The 21,566-nt window shown below is 70.1% G+C and carries 28 protein-coding genes and 1 riboswitch; of the genes, 17 read left to right on the top strand and 11 right to left on the bottom strand.

The genetic code is table 11. The features are described 5' to 3' along the window. The first annotated feature begins 22 nt into the window (after positions 1–22). On the top strand, positions 23–394 hold the full coding sequence (locus tag AFR_RS08230; RefSeq protein ID WP_023359446.1) for a hypothetical protein: 372 nt from the start codon (positions 23–25) through the stop codon (positions 392–394). A gap of 58 nt (positions 395–452) precedes the next feature. On the opposite strand, the gene AFR_RS08225 is transcribed toward AFR_RS08230, so the two are convergent. After that, on the bottom strand, positions 453–1,037 hold the full coding sequence (locus tag AFR_RS08225) for an NIPSNAP family protein (protein WP_023359445.1): 585 nt from the start codon (positions 1,035–1,037) through the stop codon (positions 453–455). After that, complete coding sequence (gene dusB / locus AFR_RS08220; RefSeq protein WP_023359444.1) at positions 1,034–2,176, bottom strand: tRNA dihydrouridine synthase DusB; 1,143 nt, start codon at positions 2,174–2,176, stop codon at positions 1,034–1,036. The genes AFR_RS08225 and dusB overlap by 4 nt, the downstream gene beginning before the upstream one ends. Before the next feature lie 68 nt (positions 2,177–2,244). Here dusB and AFR_RS08215 point away from each other — a divergent pair, with 68 nt between their 5' ends. After that, a complete protein-coding gene (locus tag AFR_RS08215) occupies positions 2,245–2,676 on the top strand; it encodes an XdhC family protein (RefSeq protein ID WP_238547245.1) in 432 nt (143 codons plus the stop codon). Here the strand turns inward: AFR_RS08215 and AFR_RS08210 are convergent. From AFR_RS08210 to AFR_RS08200, 3 genes are read right to left on the bottom strand one after another with little or no spacing between them, the layout of a single operon-like run. After that, positions 2,673–4,052, bottom strand: a complete 1,380-nt coding sequence (locus tag AFR_RS08210) for a glycine--tRNA ligase (protein ID WP_023359442.1) — start codon at positions 4,050–4,052, stop codon at positions 2,673–2,675. The two genes, AFR_RS08215 and AFR_RS08210, sit on opposite strands and share 4 nt — an antisense overlap. Positions 4,053–4,111: 59 nt before the next feature. Beyond that, positions 4,112–4,612 carry a hypothetical protein gene (locus tag AFR_RS08205; RefSeq protein ID WP_041840696.1) on the bottom strand — a complete coding sequence of 167 codons (501 nt, stop codon included), beginning with the start codon at positions 4,610–4,612 and terminating at the stop codon, positions 4,112–4,114. A gap of 17 nt (positions 4,613–4,629) precedes the next feature. Then, positions 4,630–4,971 carry an antibiotic biosynthesis monooxygenase family protein gene (locus AFR_RS08200; protein ID WP_023359440.1) on the bottom strand — a complete coding sequence of 114 codons (342 nt, stop codon included), beginning with the start codon at positions 4,969–4,971 and terminating at the stop codon, positions 4,630–4,632. Between the two features lie 34 nt (positions 4,972–5,005). Here AFR_RS08200 and AFR_RS08195 point away from each other — a divergent pair, with 34 nt between their 5' ends. The 7 genes from AFR_RS08195 to AFR_RS08165 are packed head-to-tail and all read left to right on the top strand — an operon-like array spanning position 5,006 to position 9,285. Continuing rightward, the gene (locus AFR_RS08195) at positions 5,006–5,266 is read left to right on the top strand and encodes a DUF6703 family protein (RefSeq protein WP_023359439.1); all 261 of its coding nucleotides are present in this window, start codon (positions 5,006–5,008) and stop codon (positions 5,264–5,266) included. A 48-nt stretch (positions 5,267–5,314) separates the two neighbouring features. Next, the gene (locus AFR_RS08190) at positions 5,315–6,247 is read left to right on the top strand and encodes a metal ABC transporter substrate-binding protein (protein ID WP_023359438.1); all 933 of its coding nucleotides are present in this window, start codon (positions 5,315–5,317) and stop codon (positions 6,245–6,247) included. After that, entirely contained in the window at positions 6,244–7,023 is a 780-nt protein-coding gene (locus AFR_RS08185; protein WP_023359437.1) for a metal ABC transporter ATP-binding protein, read from the top strand. Before AFR_RS08190 ends, AFR_RS08185 begins: the two co-directional genes overlap by 4 nt. A 47-nt stretch (positions 7,024–7,070) precedes the next feature. Further along, positions 7,071–7,952 (top strand): metal ABC transporter permease, encoded by an 882-nt coding sequence (locus tag AFR_RS08180; protein WP_023359436.1) that lies wholly within the window; start codon positions 7,071–7,073, stop codon positions 7,950–7,952. Continuing rightward, the gene (locus tag AFR_RS08175; RefSeq protein WP_023359435.1) at positions 7,949–8,245 is read left to right on the top strand and encodes an ArsR/SmtB family transcription factor; all 297 of its coding nucleotides are present in this window, start codon (positions 7,949–7,951) and stop codon (positions 8,243–8,245) included. Before AFR_RS08180 ends, AFR_RS08175 begins: the two co-directional genes overlap by 4 nt. Further along, on the top strand, positions 8,242–8,649 hold the full coding sequence (locus AFR_RS08170; protein ID WP_023359434.1) for a Fur family transcriptional regulator: 408 nt from the start codon (positions 8,242–8,244) through the stop codon (positions 8,647–8,649). Before AFR_RS08175 ends, AFR_RS08170 begins: the two co-directional genes overlap by 4 nt. 30 nt (positions 8,650–8,679) lie before the next feature. Beyond that, positions 8,680–9,285, top strand: coding sequence for a hypothetical protein (locus AFR_RS08165; protein WP_238547343.1), 606 nt, complete (start codon positions 8,680–8,682; stop codon positions 9,283–9,285). Here AFR_RS08165 and AFR_RS08160 read toward each other — a convergent pair. Then, the gene (locus AFR_RS08160) at positions 9,263–9,790 is read right to left on the bottom strand and encodes a DUF6328 family protein (RefSeq protein ID WP_023359432.1); all 528 of its coding nucleotides are present in this window, start codon (positions 9,788–9,790) and stop codon (positions 9,263–9,265) included. The genes AFR_RS08165 and AFR_RS08160 overlap by 23 nt on opposite strands. A 68-nt stretch (positions 9,791–9,858) precedes the next feature. After that, a complete protein-coding gene (locus tag AFR_RS08155; RefSeq protein ID WP_023359431.1) occupies positions 9,859–10,674 on the bottom strand; it encodes an alpha/beta fold hydrolase in 816 nt (271 codons plus the stop codon). A gap of 58 nt (positions 10,675–10,732) precedes the next feature. Then, positions 10,733–10,839, top strand: a riboswitch (TPP riboswitch). A 70-nt stretch (positions 10,840–10,909) separates the two neighbouring features. On the opposite strand from AFR_RS08155, the gene AFR_RS08150 reads away from it, so the two are divergent. The 6 genes from AFR_RS08150 (at position 10,910) to AFR_RS08125 (ending at position 16,571) form a co-directional block, all read left to right on the top strand. Continuing rightward, the gene (locus tag AFR_RS08150) at positions 10,910–11,491 is read left to right on the top strand and encodes an ECF transporter S component (RefSeq protein WP_023359430.1); all 582 of its coding nucleotides are present in this window, start codon (positions 10,910–10,912) and stop codon (positions 11,489–11,491) included. Positions 11,492–11,494: 3 nt separating this feature from the next. Continuing rightward, positions 11,495–12,886 carry an ABC transporter ATP-binding protein gene (locus AFR_RS08145; RefSeq protein WP_023359429.1) on the top strand — a complete coding sequence of 464 codons (1,392 nt, stop codon included), beginning with the start codon at positions 11,495–11,497 and terminating at the stop codon, positions 12,884–12,886. Beyond that, positions 12,883–13,686: an energy-coupling factor transporter transmembrane component T family protein gene (locus AFR_RS08140; protein WP_023359428.1), complete on the top strand. Its 804-nt coding sequence runs from the start codon at positions 12,883–12,885 to the stop codon at positions 13,684–13,686. The genes AFR_RS08145 and AFR_RS08140 overlap by 4 nt, the downstream gene beginning before the upstream one ends. Positions 13,687–13,890: 204 nt before the next feature. Beyond that, positions 13,891–14,265 carry an RDD family protein gene (locus AFR_RS08135; protein WP_023359427.1) on the top strand — a complete coding sequence of 125 codons (375 nt, stop codon included), beginning with the start codon at positions 13,891–13,893 and terminating at the stop codon, positions 14,263–14,265. Positions 14,266–14,370: 105 nt separating this feature from the next. Further along, positions 14,371–16,086 carry a CehA/McbA family metallohydrolase domain-containing protein gene (locus AFR_RS08130; protein ID WP_023359426.1) on the top strand — a complete coding sequence of 572 codons (1,716 nt, stop codon included), beginning with the start codon at positions 14,371–14,373 and terminating at the stop codon, positions 16,084–16,086. Continuing rightward, positions 16,083–16,571 (top strand): hypothetical protein, encoded by a 489-nt coding sequence (locus tag AFR_RS08125; RefSeq protein WP_023359425.1) that lies wholly within the window; start codon positions 16,083–16,085, stop codon positions 16,569–16,571. The genes AFR_RS08130 and AFR_RS08125 overlap by 4 nt, the downstream gene beginning before the upstream one ends. 169 nt (positions 16,572–16,740) lie before the next feature. Here AFR_RS08125 and AFR_RS45915 read toward each other — a convergent pair whose 3' ends face one another. Continuing rightward, positions 16,741–16,935, bottom strand: a complete 195-nt coding sequence (locus tag AFR_RS45915) for a DUF2191 domain-containing protein (protein WP_148307899.1) — start codon at positions 16,933–16,935, stop codon at positions 16,741–16,743. A 1,487-nt stretch (positions 16,936–18,422) separates the two neighbouring features. On the opposite strand from AFR_RS45915, the gene AFR_RS08120 reads away from it, so the two are divergent. Both AFR_RS08120 and AFR_RS08115 read left to right on the top strand, forming a co-directional pair. Beyond that, positions 18,423–18,719, top strand: coding sequence for an MTH1187 family thiamine-binding protein (locus AFR_RS08120; protein WP_023359423.1), 297 nt, complete (start codon positions 18,423–18,425; stop codon positions 18,717–18,719). Between the two features lie 11 nt (positions 18,720–18,730). After that, on the top strand, positions 18,731–19,390 hold the full coding sequence (locus AFR_RS08115; RefSeq protein WP_023359422.1) for a haloacid dehalogenase-like hydrolase: 660 nt from the start codon (positions 18,731–18,733) through the stop codon (positions 19,388–19,390). Here AFR_RS08115 and AFR_RS08110 read toward each other — a convergent pair. Genes AFR_RS08110 through recO form a run of 3 tightly spaced genes read right to left on the bottom strand, consistent with a single transcriptional unit; the run spans position 19,380 to position 21,501 of the window. After that, positions 19,380–19,943, bottom strand: coding sequence for a histidine phosphatase family protein (locus AFR_RS08110; RefSeq protein ID WP_041840693.1), 564 nt, complete (start codon positions 19,941–19,943; stop codon positions 19,380–19,382). The genes AFR_RS08115 and AFR_RS08110 overlap by 11 nt on opposite strands. Then, positions 19,940–20,719 (bottom strand): isoprenyl transferase, encoded by a 780-nt coding sequence (locus tag AFR_RS08105; RefSeq protein WP_023359420.1) that lies wholly within the window; start codon positions 20,717–20,719, stop codon positions 19,940–19,942. The genes AFR_RS08110 and AFR_RS08105 overlap by 4 nt, the downstream gene beginning before the upstream one ends. After that, entirely contained in the window at positions 20,716–21,501 is a 786-nt protein-coding gene (gene recO, locus AFR_RS08100; RefSeq protein ID WP_023359419.1) for a DNA repair protein RecO, read from the bottom strand. Before recO ends, AFR_RS08105 begins: the two co-directional genes overlap by 4 nt. Between the last annotated feature and the right edge of the window lie 65 nt (positions 21,502–21,566).

Genomic DNA, 21,566 nt, shown 5'->3' with positions numbered 1-21,566 from the left:
GAAAAATACGGAGGAACCATCCATGACCGACATGGACACCGCGCTCAAAGAGATCATGGACATCGACGGCGCCGTCGGCGTCGCCCTGGTCGACCACACGAGCGGCATGGCCCTCGGCACCGCCGGCGGCGGCAAGGATCTGGACCTGACGGTCGCGGCCGCGGGCAACACCGACGTGATCCGCGCCAAGCTCCGCGCGATGGAAATGCTCAACATCACCGAGAAGATCGAGGACATCCTCATCACCCTCGACACCCAGTACCACCTGATCCGCCCCCTGGCGAGCCGCTCCGGCAAGGGCCTCTTCCTGTACGTCGCCCTCCGCCGCGACCGCTCCAACCTCGCCATGGCCCGCCACCAGCTCAAGCGCATCGAGAACGACCTCGACGTCTGAGCCGTCCGCAGGGCGGGAATCCGGCGGGGAGGGCTACGGCCTTCCCCGCCGGTCGGCTTCAACGAAGCCGGGAGCGGTCGGTCGGGGCGAGGACCAGGTGGGTTTCCGCCGGCGCATCAGCAAGGTGCTCGTCCAGGGCGGCCTGGTCGTCGAAGCGGGTGAAGGTCACGAGGACGTGTTCGTTCTCGCGGACGGGCAGGGCCGGGAAGGTGTTCTGCTCGTACGCGGTCGTGAACGTCGCCGGCGCCGGCTCGGGGTCGAACGGCTGGTCGGCGAAGTGCAGTGTGGCCAGGAAACGCGATGAGGCCGGCTCGGTCGGGCGGGTCGCCGGCAGGACGAAGCCCGGGCCGGCGGGCCGCAGGAGCAGGACGTCGTCGAAGGTGATCATCGTGGCGTTGGCCTGGTCGCTGTGCTCGGCCCAGACCGGGCCGCCGTAGAACGCTTCCAGGGCGGAAGCGCGGGTCTTCATGTCGGGGAAGGCGCGGAGCCAGACGAAGCGGTCCGGGTTGTTCAGGTCGCGGAACTGCCCGAGGACCGTCATGCCGGTCTCTTCCTGGGTCTCCACGAACTCGCGGTCGAAGAGCTCGATCAGCTCGTCGCGCCGGCCCGGGTGGAGGGTGTACTGGCGCAGTTCGACGATCATCCGCCGCTGTTCTCCATCTCCGCACCCTCAGGGACGGTGTCGTCGTCGCGGCTGTCGAGCCAGCCGTACGGGAGGGAGACCTTGCCCGGTGCGTTGATGCGGCCCCGGGGCTGGCCCAGGGACTCGCGGGGGAAGGGCTCGGACGGGTCGAGCTGGGCGAGGAGGTCGTCGAGCTCGGCCAGGGACTTGACCATGGCCAGGGAGCGACGCAGGTCGCCGCCGACCGGGAAGCCCTTCAGGTACCACGCGACGTGCTTGCGGAAGTCGGCGCAGCCGTGGCGTTCGTCGCCGAGCGCGTCGACCAGCAGGTGCGCGTGCCGGGACATGATCTTCACGACCTCGCCCAGGGTGGGCAGCTCCTGGGTGGGCTCCCCCGCGAAGGCGGCCTGCAGGTCCTTGAAGAGCCAGGGCCGGCCGAGGCAACCGCGGCCGACCACGACACCGTCGACACCGGTGTGCTCGACCATGCGGATCGCGTCCGAGGCCTCCCAGATGTCGCCGTTGCCGAGGACCGGGACGTCGAGGGCCTGCTTCAGGCCGGCGATCGCGTCCCAGTCCGCGGTGCCGGAGTAGCGCTGCTCGGCCGTCCGCGCGTGCAGGGCGACGGCCGCGACACCGGCCTCCTGGGCGATCAGACCGGCCTCGATGTACGTCAGGTGGTCGTCGTCGATGCCCTTGCGCATCTTGATCGTCAGCGGGATGCCCGCCGGCGCGGCCGCCTCGACGGCCTGCTTGACGATGCGGCCGAAGAGCTTGCGGCGCCACGGGAGCGCACTGCCGCCGCCGCGACGGGTGACCTTGGGCACCGGGCAGCCGAAGTTCAGGTCGATGTGGTCGGCCCAGCCCTCCTCGGCGACCATCCGCACGGCCCGCGCGGTCACGTCCGGGTCGACGCCGTAGAGCTGCAGGCTGCGGAACTTCTCGTCCGGGCCGAACTCGATCATCTTCAGCGTCTTGGGGATCCGCTCGACCAGCGCCCGCGTCGTGATCATCTCGCAGACGTAGACACCACCACCCTGCTCACGGCAGAGGTTGCGGAAAGCGACGTTGGTGATGCCGGCCATCGGCGCGAGCACGACGGGCGGCCACACCTCGTGCGTGCCCAGAGTCAGCGGAGCGTAGTTCACGCCGTCGAGCATTACACATCTCCGTCTGGCAGAGTCAAAACGTGAACCCCCGCAGGCTGGTTGCCGTGTTTGCTTCGCCCGTGTCCGAGGTTTTGTTGAGGCTGGGGGTGGAGCTCGGGTTCCAGTCGGTGCTGGTCGAGCCGGATCCGACCAAGCTGCTGGGGCCGCCGCGGCCGCACGGCGACACGTTCGTCAGCGATCTCGCGGCGGCGGGTGTCGACGAACACACGGACGTGGTGGTGACCGATCATCACCGGCCGGAGATCGGGCCGCTGCTGAAGGAGGCCCTGGCCGCCGGCCCGCGCTGGGTCGGGATCATGGGCAACCCCCACCACGAGGGGCCACACCTCAAAGCCCTTCAGGACCTCGGTGTACCCGCTGACGAGATCGCCCGCGTGCACCGCCCGATCGGGTTGAACATCGGCAGCCGCACGCCCGCCGAGATCGCCGTGTCGACGCTGGCCGGTCTCCTGGCCGACCGCAACGGCCGGCCAGGAGGCTTCGACTTCTAACAGCCGGGCAGGCGCTCGATCAGGTAGCGCTCGATCTGGTCGAGCGACACGCGTTCCTGCTTCATGGTGTCGCGGTCGCGGACCGTCACCGCGTCGTCCGTCAGCGTGTCGAAGTCGACCGTGACGCAGAACGGTGTGCCGATCTCGTCCTGGCGGCGGTAGCGGCGGCCGATGGCTTGCGAGTCGTCGAACTCGACCATCCAGCGCTTGCGGAGCAGGTCGGCCAGGCCGCGGGCCTTGGGTGACAGCTCCGGGTTGCGCGAGAGGGGCAGCACGGCAACCTTGATCGGCGCGAGGCGCGGGTCGAAACGCATGACCGTGCGCTTGTCGACACCGCCCTTGGTGTTGGGGGCCTCGTCCTCGTCGTACGCCTCGAGGAGGAACGCCAGCACCGCGCGGGTCAGGCCGGCCGCGGGCTCGATGACGTACGGCACCCAGCGTTCCTGCTTCTCCTGGTCGAAGTACGACAGGTCGACGCCGGAGTGCTTCGAGTGGGTGGTCAGGTCGAAGTCCGTACGGTTCGCGATGCCCTCGAGCTCGGCGAAGTCGGTGCCGCCGAACTGGAAGCGGTACTCGATGTCGACGGTCCGCTTCGAGTAGTGCGAGAGCTTCTCCTTGGGGTGCTCGAAGAAGCGCAGGTTGCTCTCGGACAGACCGAGGTCGCGGTACCAGTTCCAGCGCTGCTGCAGCCAGTACTCGTGCCATTCCTCGTCGGAGCCCGGCGGGACGAAGAACTCCATCTCCATCTGCTCGAACTCGCGGGTCCGGAAGATGAAGTTGCCGGGGGTGATCTCGTTGCGGAACGACTTGCCGACCTGCGCGATGCCGAACGGCGGCTTCTTGCGGGAGGCGGTCGCCACGTTGTTGTAGTTGACGAAGATGCCCTGCGCGGTCTCGGGCCGCAGGTAGTGCAGGCCGTCGGCGCTCTCGGTCGGGCCGAGGTAGGTCTTCATCAGGCCGTTGAACATCTTCGGCTCGGTGAAGGTGCCCTTGTTGCCGCAGTTCGGGCAGTTCAGCTCGCTCAGCGAGGCCGGCGCGGAGCCGTGCTTGTGCTCCCACGCCTCCTCGAGGTGATCGGCGCGGAACCGCTTGTGGCACGACTGGCACTCGGTCAGCGGGTCGACGAACGCGTCGAGGTGACCGGAGGCGGCCCACACGTCACGGGCGAGGATGACGGCGGAGTCGAGGCCGACGATGTCGTCACGCTGCTGGACCATGGTGCGCCACCACTGGCGGCGCACGTTCTCCTTCAGCTCGACGCCCAGCGGACCGTAGTCCCACGCCGAGCGCGTCCCTCCGTAGATCTCGCTGGAGGGGAAAACGAGGCCTCGGCGCTTGGCCAGGCTGACGACGGCGTCAATACGATCGGCGGGCATGTTCCTCCTACGCCGGCTGGTTGTCGGCGGGGACACTGGAGTCGGACAAAATCAGGAGATTACTCCTCGACGCTGCACACCTCGAAGCCGCCCGTTTCCCGGTTCTGACCGAGGTACGCCCGGAGTTCGGCGGTGTCGCCGTTCGAGTAGGTGACGTCGACCGGCGCGGAGAGCTGCACGAGCTCGACCTGACCGACGTCGTAATCGGTGATGAGCTCCTCGGCGGAGACCCGGCTGACGAACTCGGCCTCGGTCTCGGAGGTCTTCGCGCGCTGGCAGAGCAGGTCGTAGGCCTGCGCCCACTCGCGGTCCTTCAGCGCGTCGAAGTAGTCACCGACGACCACCTCGGCCTGCTCGTTCAGGGCGCTGCTCATCACCCGGGTGAGACCCACGCCGAGGGCGGCGCCACCCCCGCAGACCAGCAGGAGCACGGCCGCCCCGATGCCGAGGCCGACACCGACACGCCGGCTGCGCCCCTCGACCGGCGGCGCGGGGAACGGCGGGAACACACCCGGCCCCTGCGGCGGTGGCGGAGGCGGCTGCTGCCCGAGGAGGGTCATGGGATCAAGCGTACGGCTCAGCGCCAGGGTTCGGCGGCCCGGTCGCTGGCCTCGACCACGACCTCACCGCCGGGCGACGCGCTGGCGAGGGTCTCGAAGGCGGACGGCTCGTCCAGCGATTCGGACAGCAGCGGAGTGGCATGGACCTTGACGTCGAATCCGCCGAGGGCGCGCCGGTAGGCTCCCACGGACTCCCATTCGGTGACGAGGGTCCAGTAGGCGGGGTCGTCCAGCGCACGCGTGAGCCGGCCCGAGAGGTACCCGGGTCGTTCGGCGAGGGCGGCGAGGGCGGCGTGTGCCCGCCCGGTGAACGAGTCCTGCGTGTCCGGCGGGACGACAAAGCGGTTGAGCACCAGCATGACGTGAGCGTACGCACACCCCGGGAAGGCCGACGTGACCACACCTCCGTCCGAGAACCTGCTGCGCCGGCTGGCGCGGGTGAACCCGACCACGGCGTTCCTGATCGCCCTGGCCCTGTTGCTGGCGGGTCTGTTCCTGCCCGGAATCATCGGCGCCGCGTTGCTGTTCGTGCTGGGTGCGGGGCTGGCCGCGCTCACGTTCACGACCTGGCCGGTGCAGTCGCCGGGGGTCCGGGCGATCCGGGTCACGCTGCTCGTCCTGCTGTTCGCGGCCGTGGTCGCGAAGGTGATCTGACACATGCGCTTTTGACAATCATTACCAATACGACGCAGAGTAGGTGGCATGATGCAGCCCCGCCGCCTGCTCGCGGCCACCGCCATTGCACTGCTGGTCGGTGCGAGCGCGGCCTGCGCTGACGAGGCGAGCGGTTTTGCGGCCGACGGCCGGCTCGACGTGGTGACCGCGTTCTACCCGCTGCAGTTCCTCAGCGAGCGCATCGGTGGTGACGCCGTGGCGGTGACCGAGCTGACCAAACCCGGCGCCGAGCCGCACGACGTCGAGCTCAACCCCCGCCAGGTCGGCGCGATCAGCGACGCGGGACTCGTCGTCTACCTCTCGGGTTTCCAGCCGGCGGTCGACGAGGCCGTCCAGCAGGAAGCGGCGAACAAGGCGTTCGACGCGGGGTCCGTGGTCGAGCTGCTCGCCGCAGCCGACGGCCACGAGCACGCGCCGGGCGAGGAGGAGCACGCCGAGGAGGGCAAGGACCCCCACGTCTGGCTGGACCCGGTGCGGTTCGCCACCATCACGGACAGGCTCGCCGAGCGTTTCGGCCAGGCCGATCCGGCCCGGGCCGCGACCTACACCGAACGCGCGAAGACGCTGCACACCGAGCTGGACGCGCTGAACACCGAGTTCGCGACCGCGCTGAAGACGTGCGAGCGCCGCGAGCTGGTGACCAGCCACACCGCCTTCCGTTATCTGGCCGACCGCTACGACCTGACCGAGGTCGGTATCACCGGCATCTCCCCCGAGTCCGAGCCGTCGCCGAAGCACCTGGCCCACGTGGCCGAGGAGGCGCGGGAGACCGGCACCACCACGATCTTCTTCGAGACGCTGGTGAGCCCGAAGGTCGCCGAGACCATCGCCCGCGAGGTCGGCGCCAAGACCGCCGTCCTCGATCCTCTGGAAGGGCTCACCGAGCCGGATGCGGACTACTTTTCAGTCATGCGCAGCAACCTGACCGCCCTGACCAGCGCCCTGGGGTGCACCTCGTGAGCGCCGTCGCGGTCCGGCACGCGGCCGTCTCGTACGGCGGCCGTGAGGTGCTGCAGGACATCACCCTCGACGTCGCCGCCGGTCAGGTCGTCGCGATCCTGGGCGCCAACGGGTCGGGCAAGTCCACGTTGATCCGCGCGATCCTGGGCCTGGTGCCGCTGCGCTCGGGCTCCATCGAGCTCTTCGGCACACCGCAGCGCCGCTTCCGCCAGTGGGCGCGCATCGGGTACGTGCCGCAGCGGATGGGTGCCGGCAGCGGCGTGCCCGCAACGGTCGGCGAGGTGGTCGCCTCCGGGCGGCTCGCGCGCCGCGGCATCTTCCGCCCGTCCGGTGCCGCCGACCGCGCCGCGGTGCAGGCCGCACTCGAAGACGTCGGTCTGCTCGACCGCATCGGTGACCCGGTGAGCACCCTCTCCGGTGGCCAGCAGCAGCGCACGCTGATCGCCCGCGCGCTGGCCGGTCAGCCCGAGCTGCTCATCCTCGACGAGCCCACGGCCGGTGTCGACGCCGCCAGCCAGGACGCCTTCGCCGGGGCACTGCGCCGCTTCGGCGCCGCCGGCGGCACGATCCTGCTGGTCGCGCACGAGCTGGGCCCGATCGAGCCGCTCATCGACAAGGCCGTCGTGGTCCATCACGGGCGGATCGCGTACGAGGGAGCCGTACCGGAACCGGCCGGGCACCACGGGGACCCGGGCCACGACCACGTCCACCCGCACGCGGAAGCCGAACGCCCGGCCATCTGCGTGGCCCCCACGGATCGGATGCCCACCCGCTGATGCCCATCCGACCACCCCGCCGCCGCCCCTGACAAGACTGAAGGCTCATGGACCTTTTCCAGTACGACTTCATGATCCGGGCGCTCACGGGTGCACTGATCATCGGTCTGGTCGCACCGGCGCTCGGCATCTATCTCGTGCAGCGGCGCTTGTCGCTCATCGGTGACGGCATCGGGCACGTGGCGCTGACCGGTGTCGGTGTCGGGCTGCTGCTGCACCAGTCCCCCGTGATCACCGCCGTCATCGTCTCGGTCATCGGCGCGATCGGTGTGGAGCTGGTCCGCGAGCGTGGCCGTACCTCCGGCGATCTGGCTCTGGCTCTGCTCTTCTACGGCGGGATCGCGGGCGGTGTAGTGCTGGTCGGCCTCTCCGACGACAGCAGCAACGCCAACCTGATGCAGTTCCTCTTCGGCTCGCTGACCACCACGTCACGCCAGGACCTGACGGTGATCGCCGTGCTCGGCGTGGCCGTGCTGGTGGCGATGCTCGGCCTGCGGCAGGCGCTCTTCGCGGTCTGCAACGACGAGGAGTACGCGCGGGTGTCCGGCCTTCCCGTGCGTACCCTCAATCTGCTGATGGCCGTGACCACGGCCGTGACCGTCACGATCGCCATGCGCACCGTCGGATTGTTGCTGGTCAGCGCGTTGATGGTGGTCCCGGTGGCGGCGGCTCAGCAGGTGACCCGCGGGTTCCGGAGCACGATGGTCGCGGCGATGCTGATCGGGGTCGGTGCGGCCGCGGCGGGGATCACCCTGGCCGGCGAGGTCAACACCGCACCGGGCGCGACGATCGTCATCCTGGCCATCGCCGTGTTCGTCGCGATCACCGTCGGTAGTGCGGTCTGGCGGATCCTGCGGCGGCGGGTCGCCGCGGCCCACGATCATTCCGAGCCGCCCGAAGTTGTCCTGCAGCAGGTCGGTTCCCGATGACCGCGGCCGGTTACGAGGCTTACGAGGCGGCCGGGGAGCTGCTGCGGGCGCTGTCGGCGCCGATCCGGGTGGCGATCGTCGCCGAGCTCGGTGGCGGCGAACGCTGCGTGCACGAGCTGGTGGAGACACTGGGTGCGCCTCAGCCGCTGGTCTCGCAGCACCTGCGGGTCCTGCGCGGCGCGGGTGTGGTCAGAGGTGCACGCCGAGGCCGCGAGATCGCATACTCACTCGTGGACGAACACGTAGCGCATATCGTTGCGGACGCCGTCAGCCATGCGAGGGAGGGGTCATGACCGACGAAACAACTGTTGTCAGGAACACGAAGCAGCGTTCGGCGGTGAGTGCGGCCCTCGCCGAGGCGGAGGGCTTCAACAGCGCCCAGGACCTGCACGCAATGCTGCGGGACCGGGGTGAGCGGGTCGGCCTGACCACGGTCTACCGCACCCTGCAGGGCCTTGCGGACGCCGGTGAGATCGACGTCATGCGCCCGCCCGGCGGCGAGCACCTCTACCGCCGGTGCAGCCAGGGCCACCACCACCATCTCGTCTGCCGTTCCTGCGGGCGGGCCGTCGAGGTCGAGGGCCCGGCCGTCGAGACCTGGGCCGAGAAGGTCGCCGGCAAGCACGGTTACGTCGACGTCTCACACACGATGGAGATCTTCGGTACCTGTCCGGAGTGCGCAGCGAAGCGTTCGTGACATTGGCGTGGGACGCTGACGCGCGTGAAGATGTACGCCGATCGGCTGCCCACCGCCGTACGCCAGTTGCTCACCGACCTGCTCGTCGTGTTCTGGGTCTACGCCTGGATCAGGGCGGGGATCTGGGTGAACGACATGGTGGAGAAACTCGGTGTGCCGGGTCAGAAGCTGCAGGAAGCCGGCAGCGGCATCGCCGGCAACATGAGCGACATCGGCGGCAAGGTCGGCCGGGTGCCGCTCGTCGGCGACGAGCTGACCGCGCCGTTCAACAGTGCCGCCGACGCCGCTAACCAGCTCGCCGAGGCCGGGCGTCAGCAGCAGGAGATCGTCGACAACCTGGCGCTGACCATGGCACTGCTGATCATCGCCGTCCCGCTCGGTCTGGTGCTCTTCCTCTGGCTGCCGCTGCGGCTGCGGTGGATGCGCCGCGCCGCCGTGGCCCGCAGGGTGTCGAGCGAGCCGGCCGGCCAGGACCTGCTGGCGTTGCGGGCGCTGGCCACCCGGCCGCTCAATGAACTGTCCAAGCTGGGCCCGGACATCGCCCAGTCGTGGCGCAACGGCGACGCGTCGGCGGTGCAGGCGCTGGCCGCGCTCGAGCTCAAGGACCTGGGGCTCAGGACCGCGAAGCAGCGCTAGCCGGCTCGGCCGCCTCCGCCTCGTACTCCTCGTCCTGCTCTTCCTCGTCCTCGTCCATCCAGTTGCGCCGGACGAACGGGATCGCTGCCCAGAACGTGAGGAACCAGCCGGCGGTGACCGCCGTCAGGATGATCGCCACCCAGATGTTGACCAGGTAGTCGGTGATCAGCAGAACGCTGCTGACCATCGCGATCAGCATGAACGCGAGTCCGCCGGTGGCCATGCGGTGGGCGTACCGGACCAGCTCGGGCTTGCGGCCCTGCCGGAACAGCGCCCGGTGGAAGGCGACCGGCGAAATGATCATCGCGGTGGCGAACGCGGCGGCGATGAGCGCGACGACGTAGGTGTCCTTCTGGAACTGCGTGGTGTCCGGGAATCCGCTGCTGAACGGCAGAGTCAGCAGGAACGCGAAGAGAATCTGCACGCCCGTCTGAGCTACGCGCAACTCCTGCAGCAGGTCCGCGAAGTTGCGGTCCCAGCGCTGCTTCTCCGTCTCGTGCTTCATCCGTCGTTTTTCGGCGGCCATCGAACCTCCCCATCGGTGGCGCTGAAGGTTCCCCGGCGGGGAGAGCGTCAAACGCCGATACGCGCCAGGGTCACGTCGGCCAGAGCCTGCGGCGCCTCCTCGGGCACCCAGTGGCCGATTCCCCGCAGGGTGACAAAGCGGTAGTCGGCCGTCACCCAGGTCGCGGTGGCCAGCGCCGCGGGTCGTCCGACGACCGGGTCACCGTCGCTCCACACGTACGTGGTGGGCACAGTGATCTTGCCGACTGTGCCCAGCTGGTGACCGGTCAGCGCGCGGTACCAGTTGAGGGCGCCGGTGAGCCGGCCCGGCTCGCGCATCGCGACGGCGTACTGGCCGGCGCGCGCACCGAGCGGGCGCAGCATCTGACGCAGCACGGTCTCGTTCCCCGCCAGCAGCAGCCGCTCGGCGACCCGCGACCGGAACACTCCCATGTACGCGAACCGCAGCTTCTGCGACGGCTGGTTGCGCAGCGCAACACCGAGCCCGCGCGGGTGCGGCACCGAGATCGCGGTCAGGGTGCTGACCCGGCCGGGGTGTTTGTCGGCGAGCAGCCACCCGACCTGCGCACCCCAATCGTGCCCGACGACGTGGGCCTTCTCGACGCCCAGGGCATCGAGCACGGCGATCGCGTCGGCCGTCGGCTCGTCCAGGCGGTAGTCCGCGACGGCGGCCGGGCGGGCGCCGCGCGAGTAGCCGCGCTGGTCCAGCGCGTACGTGCGCAGGCCGGCCGCGTGCAGCCGCGGGAGGATCAGATCGAACTCGCGGTGGTCCTGAGGGAAGCCGTGCAGCAGGAGCACCGGCGGGCCATCGGCCGGGCCACCCTCGTGAACATCGAAGGTGAGCCCTCTGGCCTGGATCTGCATGTGACGCCTCCAACGCTGTCCCGTACGCCTGTCCGGTGTTAGCGTCATCGAAACACATGCAATCCGACAGGGGAGCGCACAGCGCTGAGAGTGTGGGGTGACACCCGCAGACCCTCGAACCTGATCTGGGTAATGCCAGCGCAGGGAGCTCGGTCTCTCTTCAGCCGTGCCCTGTCCGGGAGACGTCCCCGGACGGGGCGCCGCGTCTCCTCCCGGTATGAGCTGGGAGGCACACATGACAAAGTACGGCTGGCGCACGATCGACATCGTGATCGCCTCGATCATCGCGGTCACCTTCGGCGTGATCTTCTGGGCTTGGAACATCGTCTGGGGAGCCACCGAGACCGCGTTCGCCTTTTTCCCGCCCGCGCAGACGCTGCTCTACGGCGTCTGGCTGATCCCGGCCGTGCTGGCCGGACTGATCATCCGGAAGCCGGGCGCCGCGCTGTTCACCGAGACGGTGGCGGCCGTGATCTCCGCGCTGCTCGGTGCCAAGTGGGGTGCCACCGTCATCCCGCAGGGCCTGGTGCAGGGGCTCGGCGCCGAGCTGGCGTTCGCGCTGCTGTTCTACCGGTCGTGGAAGCTGCCGGCGGCCCTGCTCGCCGGTCTGCTGACCGGTGTCAGCGCGGCCGTCTTCGACTTCTTCGCCTGGAACGCCGCCACCGACCTGTGGGACTACCGCATCCCGTACGCCCTGCTCACGATCGTCAGCAGCACGATCGTCGCGGGTGTCGGCAGCTGGGCGCTGACCCGGGCCCTGGCCCCGACCGGCGTCCTGGACCGCTTCGCCGCGGGCCGCGACCGAGCCCTGGTCTGACCCATGGCCGAGGTCGTGCTGCGGGGCTTCGGCTGGCGCCACGCCGGGCGCCGGGCCTGGGCCGTCCGCGGCGTCGACCTGACCGTCTCGCACGGTGAGCGGGTGCTCCTGCTGGGTCCTTCCGGGGCCGGCAAGAGCACCCTGCTCGCCGCGCTGGCCGGCCTGCTGCCCGAGGACTCCGGCGAGTCCGAGGGCACGGTCGAGATCGACGGGCTGGAGCCGGTCAAGGCCCGCGAACGGGTCGGCATCGTCTTCCAGGATCCGCAGACGCAGCTCGTGATGGCCCGCAGCGGCGACGACGTCGCGTTCGGGTTGGAGAACAGGGGCGTTCCGGCTGCGGAGATCTGGCCACGGGTGTCCGACGCGCTCGAGCGCGTCGGTTTCCCGTACCCGATCGGCCGGAAGACCGCCGCGCTCTCCGGCGGCGAGCAGCAGAGGCTGGCCCTGGCCGGGGTTCTGGCTCTGCGGCCCGGGCTGCTGCTGCTCGACGAGCCGACCGCCAACCTCGACCCGGCCGGCGGGACCCTGATCCGCGAGGCGGTCATCCGCGCGCACGACCCGGACAGGACGCTGATCCTGGTCGAGCACCGTGTCGCGGAGGCACTCCCCCTGGTCGACCGGGTGGTCGTCCTCGAGCCGGGCGGCGGTGTCCGTGCCGACGGCACGCCCGAGACCGTCTTCGCCGATCTGGGCGACCGGCTCGCGGCCGAGGGCGTCTGGGTGCCGGGCCGCCCCCTGCCCACCCACCGGGCCGTCTCGCCCCCGGCCGATCTCCTGGTACGCGCAGAGTCGATCACCGTCCAGCACCGTCTGTCCGCCGTCAGCCTGTCGGCCCGGGCCGGCGAGGCACTGGCGGTGACCGGCCCGAACGGCGCCGGGAAGTCGACCCTGGCCCTGGTGCTGGGCGGGCTGCTGGCCCCCACCTCCGGCACGGTCACCGCCTTCGACGAACCACGCCCACCGCACAGGTGGCGAGCGGCGGCGCTGACCCAGCGCATCGGCTCGGTCTTCCAGGCACCGGAACACCAGTTCGTGACGTCGCGGGTCAGCGACGAGCTGGCCCTCGGTCCCCGGCAACTCGGCCGCACCGACGTTGCCTCCATCGTGGACGAGCTGCTGGAGCGGCTGCGGTTGACGAAGCTGGCGGGAGCTAACCCGTACACGCTCTCCGGGGGTGAGGCCCGCCGGCTCAGCGTGGCGACGGCCCTGGCCACCGCGCCGCGGCTCCTCGTCCTGGACGAGCCGACCTTCGGCCAGGACCGGCGCACCTGGATCGAGCTGGTCGAGCTGCTGGCGCGGCTCCGCGACGACGGCCACGGCATCGTTGCGGTCACCCACGACGACGACTTCGTGACCGCGCTGGCCGACCGCGTCCAGCACCTGGAGCGATCGTGACCCTGGTCCTCGAACCGGTGGCGGACGCCACGGCCGCGCTGGCCCGGCGCAACCCGGTCGCCAAACTCGGCGCGGCACTGATCTTCTCGCTGCCGCTGGTCGCCACCCTCGACCCGCTGACCCCCGCGATCGCGCTGGTGATCGAGCTGGCGGTGCTGCCGTTCTTCGGGGTCCGATACGGCGTGCTGGCCCGCCGGGCGTGGCCGCTGTCGCTGGCCGCGGCGGGCATCCTGGTCACGATGGTGCTGTTCGCCGCCGATCGCAGCGGCAGCCTGCTGTTCTCCCTCGGCCCGTTCGCCATCACCACCGGCGTTGTCCTGAGCGCCCTCGGTCTGGTGCTGCGGGTCTTCGCGGTCGCGCTCCCCGGCATCATCGTCTTCGCCACGACCGACCCGACCGACCTCGCGGACGCGCTGGTGCAGAACGCCAAGGCGCCGGCCCGCTTCGCCATCGGGGCGCTCGCGGCGTTCCGGCTCATCCCGCTGCTCGGCGAGGAGTGGCAGATGCTCGGCCTGGCCCGCCGCGCCCGGGGCATCGACGCCGGGCGCAACCCGCTCGCCAAGCTCCGCCTCTTCGGCTCGACAGCCTTCGCCCTGCTCGTCGGGGCCCTCCGGCGCGGTGGCCGCCTGGCGGTGGCGATGGACGCGCGCGGCTTCGACTCGGACACCCCCCGCACGTACGCCCGTCGTCAGGTCTTCGGGGCCGCCGACTGGTTGCTGCTGGCCGGGGCCGCCCTGCTGTCGGCCGGTGCCCTGACGGCCAGTGTCCTGACCGGACTCTTCCGGCCGATCATCGGCTGAGCGGACCCGACCGGCCGACCGCCGCGGGGTGAAAAGGGTTTTCGGCCTCCCGCGGTGGCCAAAATCGGGGTGAACGCCGCGTAGCGTCCCCGATCATGACTGAACCCTGGGGCAATCCCGCGCCCCACCCGCCCGCAGTACCACCACCAGCTTCCGGCGCCCGCTCCGAGCGGCGACATCCAGCCGTACGCCGCACACATCCCCGTGCAGTTCGCCCCCCGGCCCGCCTACCTGACCGTCGGCGCCGGCGGGCGACTCGGGGCGGTGCTGCTCGACGGCCTGCTCATCATGGTCACGTTTGGCATCGGCTGGCTCCTCTGGATGCTGGTGACCTGGGCCAACGGTCAGACGCCGGCCAAACAGCTGCTCGGGCACGTGGTCGCCGACGCGAACACCGGCCAGGCGTTCACGTGGGGCGGGATGTTCCTGCGCGAGTTCGTGATCAAGGGCCTGCTGTTCGGTCTGGTCAACACGATCTCGTTCGGCGTCTTCTCCGTCGTCGACGCACTCTTCGTCTTCCGGGCGGACTGCCGCACTCTGCACGACCTGGTCGCCGGCTCGGTCGTCCGGCACCGGTAAGACCTCTGCCTGTTCGCCCGGAGGCCACCCCGCCGAAACCCCGTGTTGCCGCAGCTCCGAGACATTGACGCGGTCATCCTTGTCGATCTTCGGGAGCTACGGGACATGGGTCACGGCCATCACCACGATCACGACCACTCGCACGACGCCGCCGCCGGCACCGACGTACCCGCGGCCCTTGATCTGAACGTCCCCGACAGCGAGCTGTCACCGTCGGACGTCTCGCGCCGCGGCTTCCTGCGCAACGCGGGTCTCCTCGGTGCCGGTGCCGCCGCGTCGGTCCTCGCCACCCCCTCGGCCGCGGCCGCCGCCGGGCTGCCGCACTCGCACGGACCCGTCGGCGGTGGCACCGAGAAGGGTGGCTTCCGCTGGCTCGCCGGCGACCACCACATCCACACCCAGCACAGCTCCGACGGCCTCTACCGGGTCATCGACCAGGCCGGCCACGGACGCGCGTTCGGGCTCGACTGGGTTGTCATCACCGACCACGGCAGCAACGCCCACGCCAAGATCGGTGTGGACAAGGTCAACCCGGACATCCTGGCGACCCGCAAGCAGCTGCCGGACCTCCTGACCTTCCAGGGTCTCGAATGGAACATCCCGGCCGCCGAGCACGCCACCGTCTTCGTGCACCCGGGCCGCAACGAGGTCGCGGTGCTCAAGCAGTTCGAGCAGACCTTCGACGGCTCGCAGCTGCCCGCGACCAACACCGAGGCGCAGAACGAGGCCGCGGCGATCGCCGGCATCAAGTTCCTCGGCGAGCAGGTCAGGCAGCGCAAGGTCGACGGCGCGCTGTTCCTGGCCAACCACCCGTCACGACGCGGCATCGACTCGCCGCACGAGATCCGCAACTGGCGTGACGCCGACCCGACCGTCGCCATCGGCATGGAAGGCGCCCCCGGCCACCAGGCCGCCGGCATCAAGGCCCCGAACGGCCGCGGCGGCGCACGCGGCTACTACGACAACAACCCGTCGGCCGCGTCGTTCGCGGGCTTCCCCCTGGAGACGTACCGGTCCTGGGGCGGCTTCGACTGGATGACCTCGACCGTCGGCGGCCTCTGGGACAGCCTCCTCGCCGAAGGCCGCGCCTGGTGGGTCACGGTCAACTCCGACAGCCACGTCAACTACCTCGACCAGTCCGACCGCGGCCCGGGCAGCGACTTCGAAGCCAACGGCCGTTACAACGACCCCGTCTACACCGGCACGGTCAACACCGGCGCCGGCGACTTCTGGCCCGGCTTCTACGGCCGCACCAGCGTCGGCGCGACGTCGTTCTCGTACAAGGCGGTCATGGACGGCCTGCGCGCCGGCCGCGTCTGGGTCGACCACGGCCGGCTCATCAAAACCCTGGACGCCCGGGTCCGGGTCGCGGGCGACCGCCGCCCCTCCACCGGTACGCCCCTGGGCGGCGTCCTCCACGTGCGCCGCGGCACAGCCACCGAACTGACCCTCGAGATCGACCTCCAGGACATGCCGAACTGGGCCCAGTTCATCCCCGTCCTCTCCCGCGTCGACGTCATCGTCGGCCAGGTCACCGGCCCCGTCGCCGCCCGCGACACCTTCACGGCGCCGACGGCGAAGGTCGTCAAGTCGTACGAGGTCTCCCCCGGCGCCAAACGCCTCACGGTGACGTACTCCCTGGGCCGCCTCGACAAGCCGTTCTACCTCCGCCTCCGCGGCACCGACGGCAAACGCACCCAGCCCGGCCTGATGGGCGCGTCCGTCGACCCGTACGGCCCCCAGCTCGACGTGATCGGCGACGCCGACCCGTGGGGCGACCTGTGGTTCTACACCAACCCGATCTGGGTCCTCCCCAAGTGAACCCGGCTAGCGACCTCGGCAACCTCACGGTTGTCGAGGTCGCCCTCGGCCACCCCGACACAGTCACGGCGGAGCACTGGCTCGGGTCCCTGGCGGTCGCGCCGGTGCTCGCGTGCACCCACCTGGTCCGTACGCCGTCACCCCAGGTGGCACTGACCCTCGGCTTCGACGGCGAACTCCCCGACCTGCCCGGCTCCTCACCGGCAACGCTCTCGCGTTCGTCGGGCCGAGCGGTCCTCTATCCCGGCGTGGAAGCTCTGACCGGAACCCTCACGGTCGCCGACATCCTGACCCTCAGCATCATCGAACACGTCGAGGTCCTCGGCAGCGGTCCTGCTTCTCCCGAGTCGCTGGTCGACACCGACAACTTCGTCCGTCCACAGTGGTGGGCGGGCTCGCTGGTCTTGACCACAACGCCGGCTGCGGGCGGCCTGCTGGTCCCCTTCGAAACCCGCAACCCCACACCCTGCTGCGCCGCCCACTAGCCCGCGGCCCAATCGCTCAGCGCGGGCCGCGCCTCATGCCGGCCCGCCGCCGAACTGCCCGGTCATGCGCCGAGGCATGACCAACTGCCGCCGGCCCGCGTCACGACGCATCCAGCCGAGCAGGCGCACGGACATGCACCTCGACGGCGGGCTGGTGTGATGCCGGTCGTCAGTTGCGGTAGTTGCGTTTGTCCAGCAACTCGTCAAACGCGCCGGCCTCACCCAGAGCCGCAATCCGTTCAAGACCTTGCAAACGCCTCAACTCCGGCGCCGCCTCCCGCAACGCGCTGTCACCCACGTCGCCGGACACCGAATCGCCTTCCGCCATTCCTTCGCCGCCCGGAACGATCAAACCCTCAGCCATTCCTTCGCCCCCGGATCGACCAGACCCTCAGCCACCCCACCCCTCGCACGTCAACATCCTGGTCGATATGTCTCCTGATCGACCGGGTCGACGTCTCCGAAGCGCCCGGCTGTGGTTACGGCTCGCGGACTTTGGCCGCGGGTCGAGGGGTGGCACGCCGGTCGTGGCGCGCAAGCAGTGCCCGCGGATCGCGGGTCGCTGCCAGCCGGTCTCGATCGCCGTCACGAATCTGGGCCCCGAACACCGACCGCGGACTCCAGTCACGAATCGCAAATCCGGATCACTGGTCGCGCGGTCCCAGATCCCGGTCAGTCGTCGCAAGTCACGGGTTCTGGGCGTGGAGCACGCTCGCGGGTCATGGTCGGGTCCGGATCGCGGATCGCGGATCGCGGATCGCGGATCGCGGATCGCGGGGTCACACTCGCAGGTCCTGATCACGGGCTGCGGTCGCAAATGCGGGTCCCCGGTTGGGCCCGGGTCGCAAATCGCGGTCGCAGGTCACGCTCGCAAATCGCGGGGTCACACTCGCAGGTCCTGATCACGGGCCGCGGTCGCGAATTCGGGTCACGGTTGGGCCCGGTCGCAAATCGCGGCCGCAGGTCACGCTGACAAGTCGCGGGTCACACTCGCAGGTCCTGATCACGGACCGCGGTCGCGAACGCAGGCCGAGGTCGGGTCCGGGTCGCAGGGTCACGGTGGCAGGTGACGGCGCCGATCACGGGTCCCGGTCGGGTCTTGGTCGCAGGCCGCGGTCGGATCCGGGTCACAGGCCGCGAGCGCAGGTCAAAGCAGCAAGCCACGACAGCAGATCACGGCTCCACCAATCCCGATCGCGGTCGGAGGTCCCTGCCCAAACACTGACTGCGCATTCCAGTCACGGATCGCAAATTCGGGTCACGGGTCGTGCGGTCCCGGATCCCGGTCGCAGGTCACGGTCGCAGCTCCCGGGTCTGGGCCGGTTCGGGTCGCGGGTCCGGGTCACGGGTCCGGGTCACGGGTCCGGGTCACGGGTCCGGACCGCGAGTCCGGGTCACGGGTCCGGGTCACGGGTCCGGACCGCGAGTCCGGGTCACGGGTCCGGGTCACGGGTCCGGATCGCGAGTCGAGGGTTGTGGCTCGTCGGTGGGGATTGGGATTGAAGAGGGACCGGCGGGTCGCTGGTCGCGGGGTGGGCCCGCGGGGCACGGCCCGCGCGTTGAGGGCCGCGCGGGGGCGGTCGTGGGTCGAGGCTTGAGCCTCGTGGGGTTGGGGAGCACGGAGCTGGCAGGGTGCGGGTGACTGGTCATGAGCCGCCAGGCGATTGGTCGCCCGGGCCCGGTCTCGGCGGGAGCGACGATCAGCGACATGCAACCAGGCACGACATGACCTTGAACTTGATCTGCCGGAACAACAAACGCCGGCACCAAAGATCGGCGTTCTTGGTTCGGGGTCGGAGATCTCTGCCGCCACGGCCGTCGGCAGCAACAACGTGCTGTCAGGATGGGGGGATGTTGGTTGCGTTTTCTGTCACGCCGCTCGGGGCCGGGGATTCGGTCGGGGATCTGGTTGCTGAGGCTGTGCGGGTGGTGCGGGCTTCGGGGTTGCCGAATCGGACTGATGCCATGTTCACCACGATCGAGGGTGAGTGGGATGAGGTCATGGCGGTGGTGAAGCAGGCCGTTGATGTGGTGGCGGCGGGGGCGCCGCGGGTGAGTGTTTCTTTGAAGGCTGATGTCCGGCCTGGGGTTGTTGATGCGTTGCACGCCAAGGTTGAGCATGTCGAGCGGCGGTTGGCGGAGCAGTGAGACGGCTGGTCATGTGGGACATCGACTACACGTTGCTGCGTGGGGGTGGGGTGGCGGCGCAGGCTTGGCGGGCTGCGTTCACCGAGGTGACCGGGGTGGCTTGGCGGGCGATGCCGATTTTGGGTGGGCGGACGGATCTGGACATCTGTGCCGAGGTTTTTGCCACGCACGGGGTCACCGATTGCACGCCTGAGCGGTTCTTTGCCCGGTATGTCGAGGAGGTGCAGGGGTTGCGGCACCTTTTTGTGGAGCAGGGGGCGTTGATGCCGGGGGTGCGGGCCGTGCTCGACGAGCTGGGGCGTCGCGGGGATGTGGTGCAGACGTTGGTCACCGGGAACGTGCCGGAGGTGGCCGCGGCGAAGGTGGCTGCTTTTGAGCTCGATGATGTGTTCGATGCCGAGGTCGGCGGGTACGGCACCGACGACAGCGTGCGGGCGACGCTGGTGCGGCGGAGTTTGGAACGGGCCGAGGCGAAGTACGGTGAGCGTTTTCAGCCCGTGGTCATCGGGGACACGGCTTTTGATGTGACGGCGGCGCTGGCCAATCAGGCGTTGGCGGTCGCGGTGGCGACCGGGTCGACGAGCATGGCCGATCTGGCGCTGGCCGGGGCGCACGCCGTGCTGCCGGATCTTTCCGATGTGGACGCGGCGGTTGCGGTGATCACAGCCTGAGGTGGGGTGGGAAGCCTGTCCAGCGCAGGTCGGCGGGCAGGTGGGACATGTCGTTGAAGAGCATGAGCGTCGGTGGGCGCTCGTCCGTGTAACGGATCACGGTCAGGGCGGCGTTGCAGTTGTTGAGGCCCATCCAGCGGTCCTCGGGGGCGCCCAGCGCGGCGCGGACGAACCAGGCGACCAGGAAGCTGTGGGTGACGACCAGCTCGTGGGTCTCCTCCGGGGCGGGCACGGCGAAGCGGGACAGGGCCTCCTGCGCGAACTTCGGGCCGTCGCGGAGCTCGTCGGGTGTCCAGCCCTCGACCAGCGGTGTGAAGGTGGCCGGGGTGTGGGCCGGCAGGTACGGCGGGTAGTCGCCGACGATCTCCGAGGCGACCGCCGGCACGGGCAGCGCCGCGGCCGTTTCCGCAGCTCGGGGCAGCGGGCTGTGGGTGACCGTGGACAGGGGGACGTCGGCGAGCCGGGCGGCCAGGAGCTCCGCCTGCCGGCGACCGCGGGCGGAGAGATGACCGTTCTCGGCGTCGCCGTGGCGGGCCAGGTAGAGCAACCTCACTTCGGCGCCACCGGGTTGGGGATCGCACCGCCGAAGCGGCGGTCGCGCTGGGCGTAGAGCTCGCACGCATACCAGAGGTGGCGGCGGTCGAAGTCGGGCCAGAGGGTGTCGAGGAAGACCAGCTCGGCATACGCCGACTGCCAGAGCAGGAAGTTGGACGTGCGTTCCTCGCCGGACGGGCGCAGGAACATGTCCACCTCGGGGATCTCCGGGTGGTACAGGTATTTCTGGATCGTCTTCTCGGTGATCTTGTCGGCCTTGAGCTTGCCCGCGACCACGTCCCGGGCGATCGCCGCCGTCGCGTCCGCGATCTCCGCCTGGCCGCCGTAGTTGACGCAGAACTGCAGGGTCAGCGTCTTGTTGTCCTTGGACATCTCCTCGGCGGTCTGCAGCTCGGAGATCACGCTTTTCCACAGGCGCCCGGCGCGGCCCGACCACACGACACGGACGCCGAGGTCGACCAGCTGGTCGCGGCGGCGGCGGATGACGTCGCGGTTGAAGCCCATCAGGAAGCGGACCTCCTCGGGGGACCGCTTCCAGTTCTCCGTGGAGAACGCGTAGGCCGAGAGGTAGGGGATGCCGAGCTCGATGGCGCCCTCGATCGTGTCGAAGAGGGAGTGCTCACCCTGCTCGTGGCCCTTGGTGCGGGACAGGCCGCGCTCCTTGGCCCAGCGGCCGTTGCCGTCCATCACCACCGCGACGTGCTTCGGGATCGCGGCCGCGGGCAACGCGGGCGGCCGGGCACCGGAGATGTGCGGAATGGGTGGACGCGTCACGAAGTGCTCTCCCGTCGGTCGACCAGTGGCAGCGCGCGCAGGTTGCGCTCCATGTGCCACTGCAGATGTGCTGCCACGAGACCGCTGCACTCGCGGCGGGCGGATGGCTCGGTGGAGTCGGCGAGCTGCCAGTCGCCGCTGGTCAGGGCCTGCATCAGGCCGATCGTGGCCGGGGCCGGATGGGCCGCGCCGGGCGGGCGGCAGTCGGGGCAGACCGCGCCGCCGGCGGGCACCGAGAACGCGCCGTGCCGTCCGGGGTCGCCGCAGACCGCGCACTCGCCGAGGGCCGGGGCCCAGCCGGCGAAGTTCATGCCGCGCAGCAGGTAGGCGTCGAGGACCAGGCTGCTCGCGTGCTCCCCCGCCGCCAGGGCCTTGAAGGCGCCCAGGGTGAGCTGGAAGAGCCGCAGCGCCGGCTCGCGCTCGACCGGGGAGAGCCGCTCGGCGGTCTCCGCGATGGCGCTGGCCGCGGTGTATCGCGGGTAGTCCTCGAGGAACCTCTTGCCGAAGAGTGTGAGGGCCTCGACCTGGCTGACCGAGTGCAGGCTGCTGCCCACACCCTCGGGTGAGCCGGCCAGCTGAAGATCGATGTGGCCGAACGGCTCCAGCCGGGCACCGAAGCGTGAGGTCGTGCGGCGCACTCCCCGGGCCACCGCGCGCAGGCGGCCGTGGCGGCGGGTCAGCAGCGTGATGATGCGGTCGCTCTCGCCCAGTTTCTGGACGCGCAGGACCACCGCGTCGTCGCGGTAGAGGTGGCGTCGATATCCGGTGGGCACGGACGTCATTCTGCCCCCTGGGTACGACAGACCCTGACGCGGATCTCAGGGTCTTCTCGGGGATCGCTCAGTGG

This window comes from Amorphoplanes friuliensis DSM 7358 (assembly GCF_000494755.1).
Taxonomy (GTDB): Bacteria; Actinomycetota; Actinomycetes; order Mycobacteriales; family Micromonosporaceae; genus Actinoplanes; species Actinoplanes friuliensis.
Note: the sequence above shows the minus strand (reverse complement) of the source record. Positions and strands in the feature narration are given on the sequence as shown.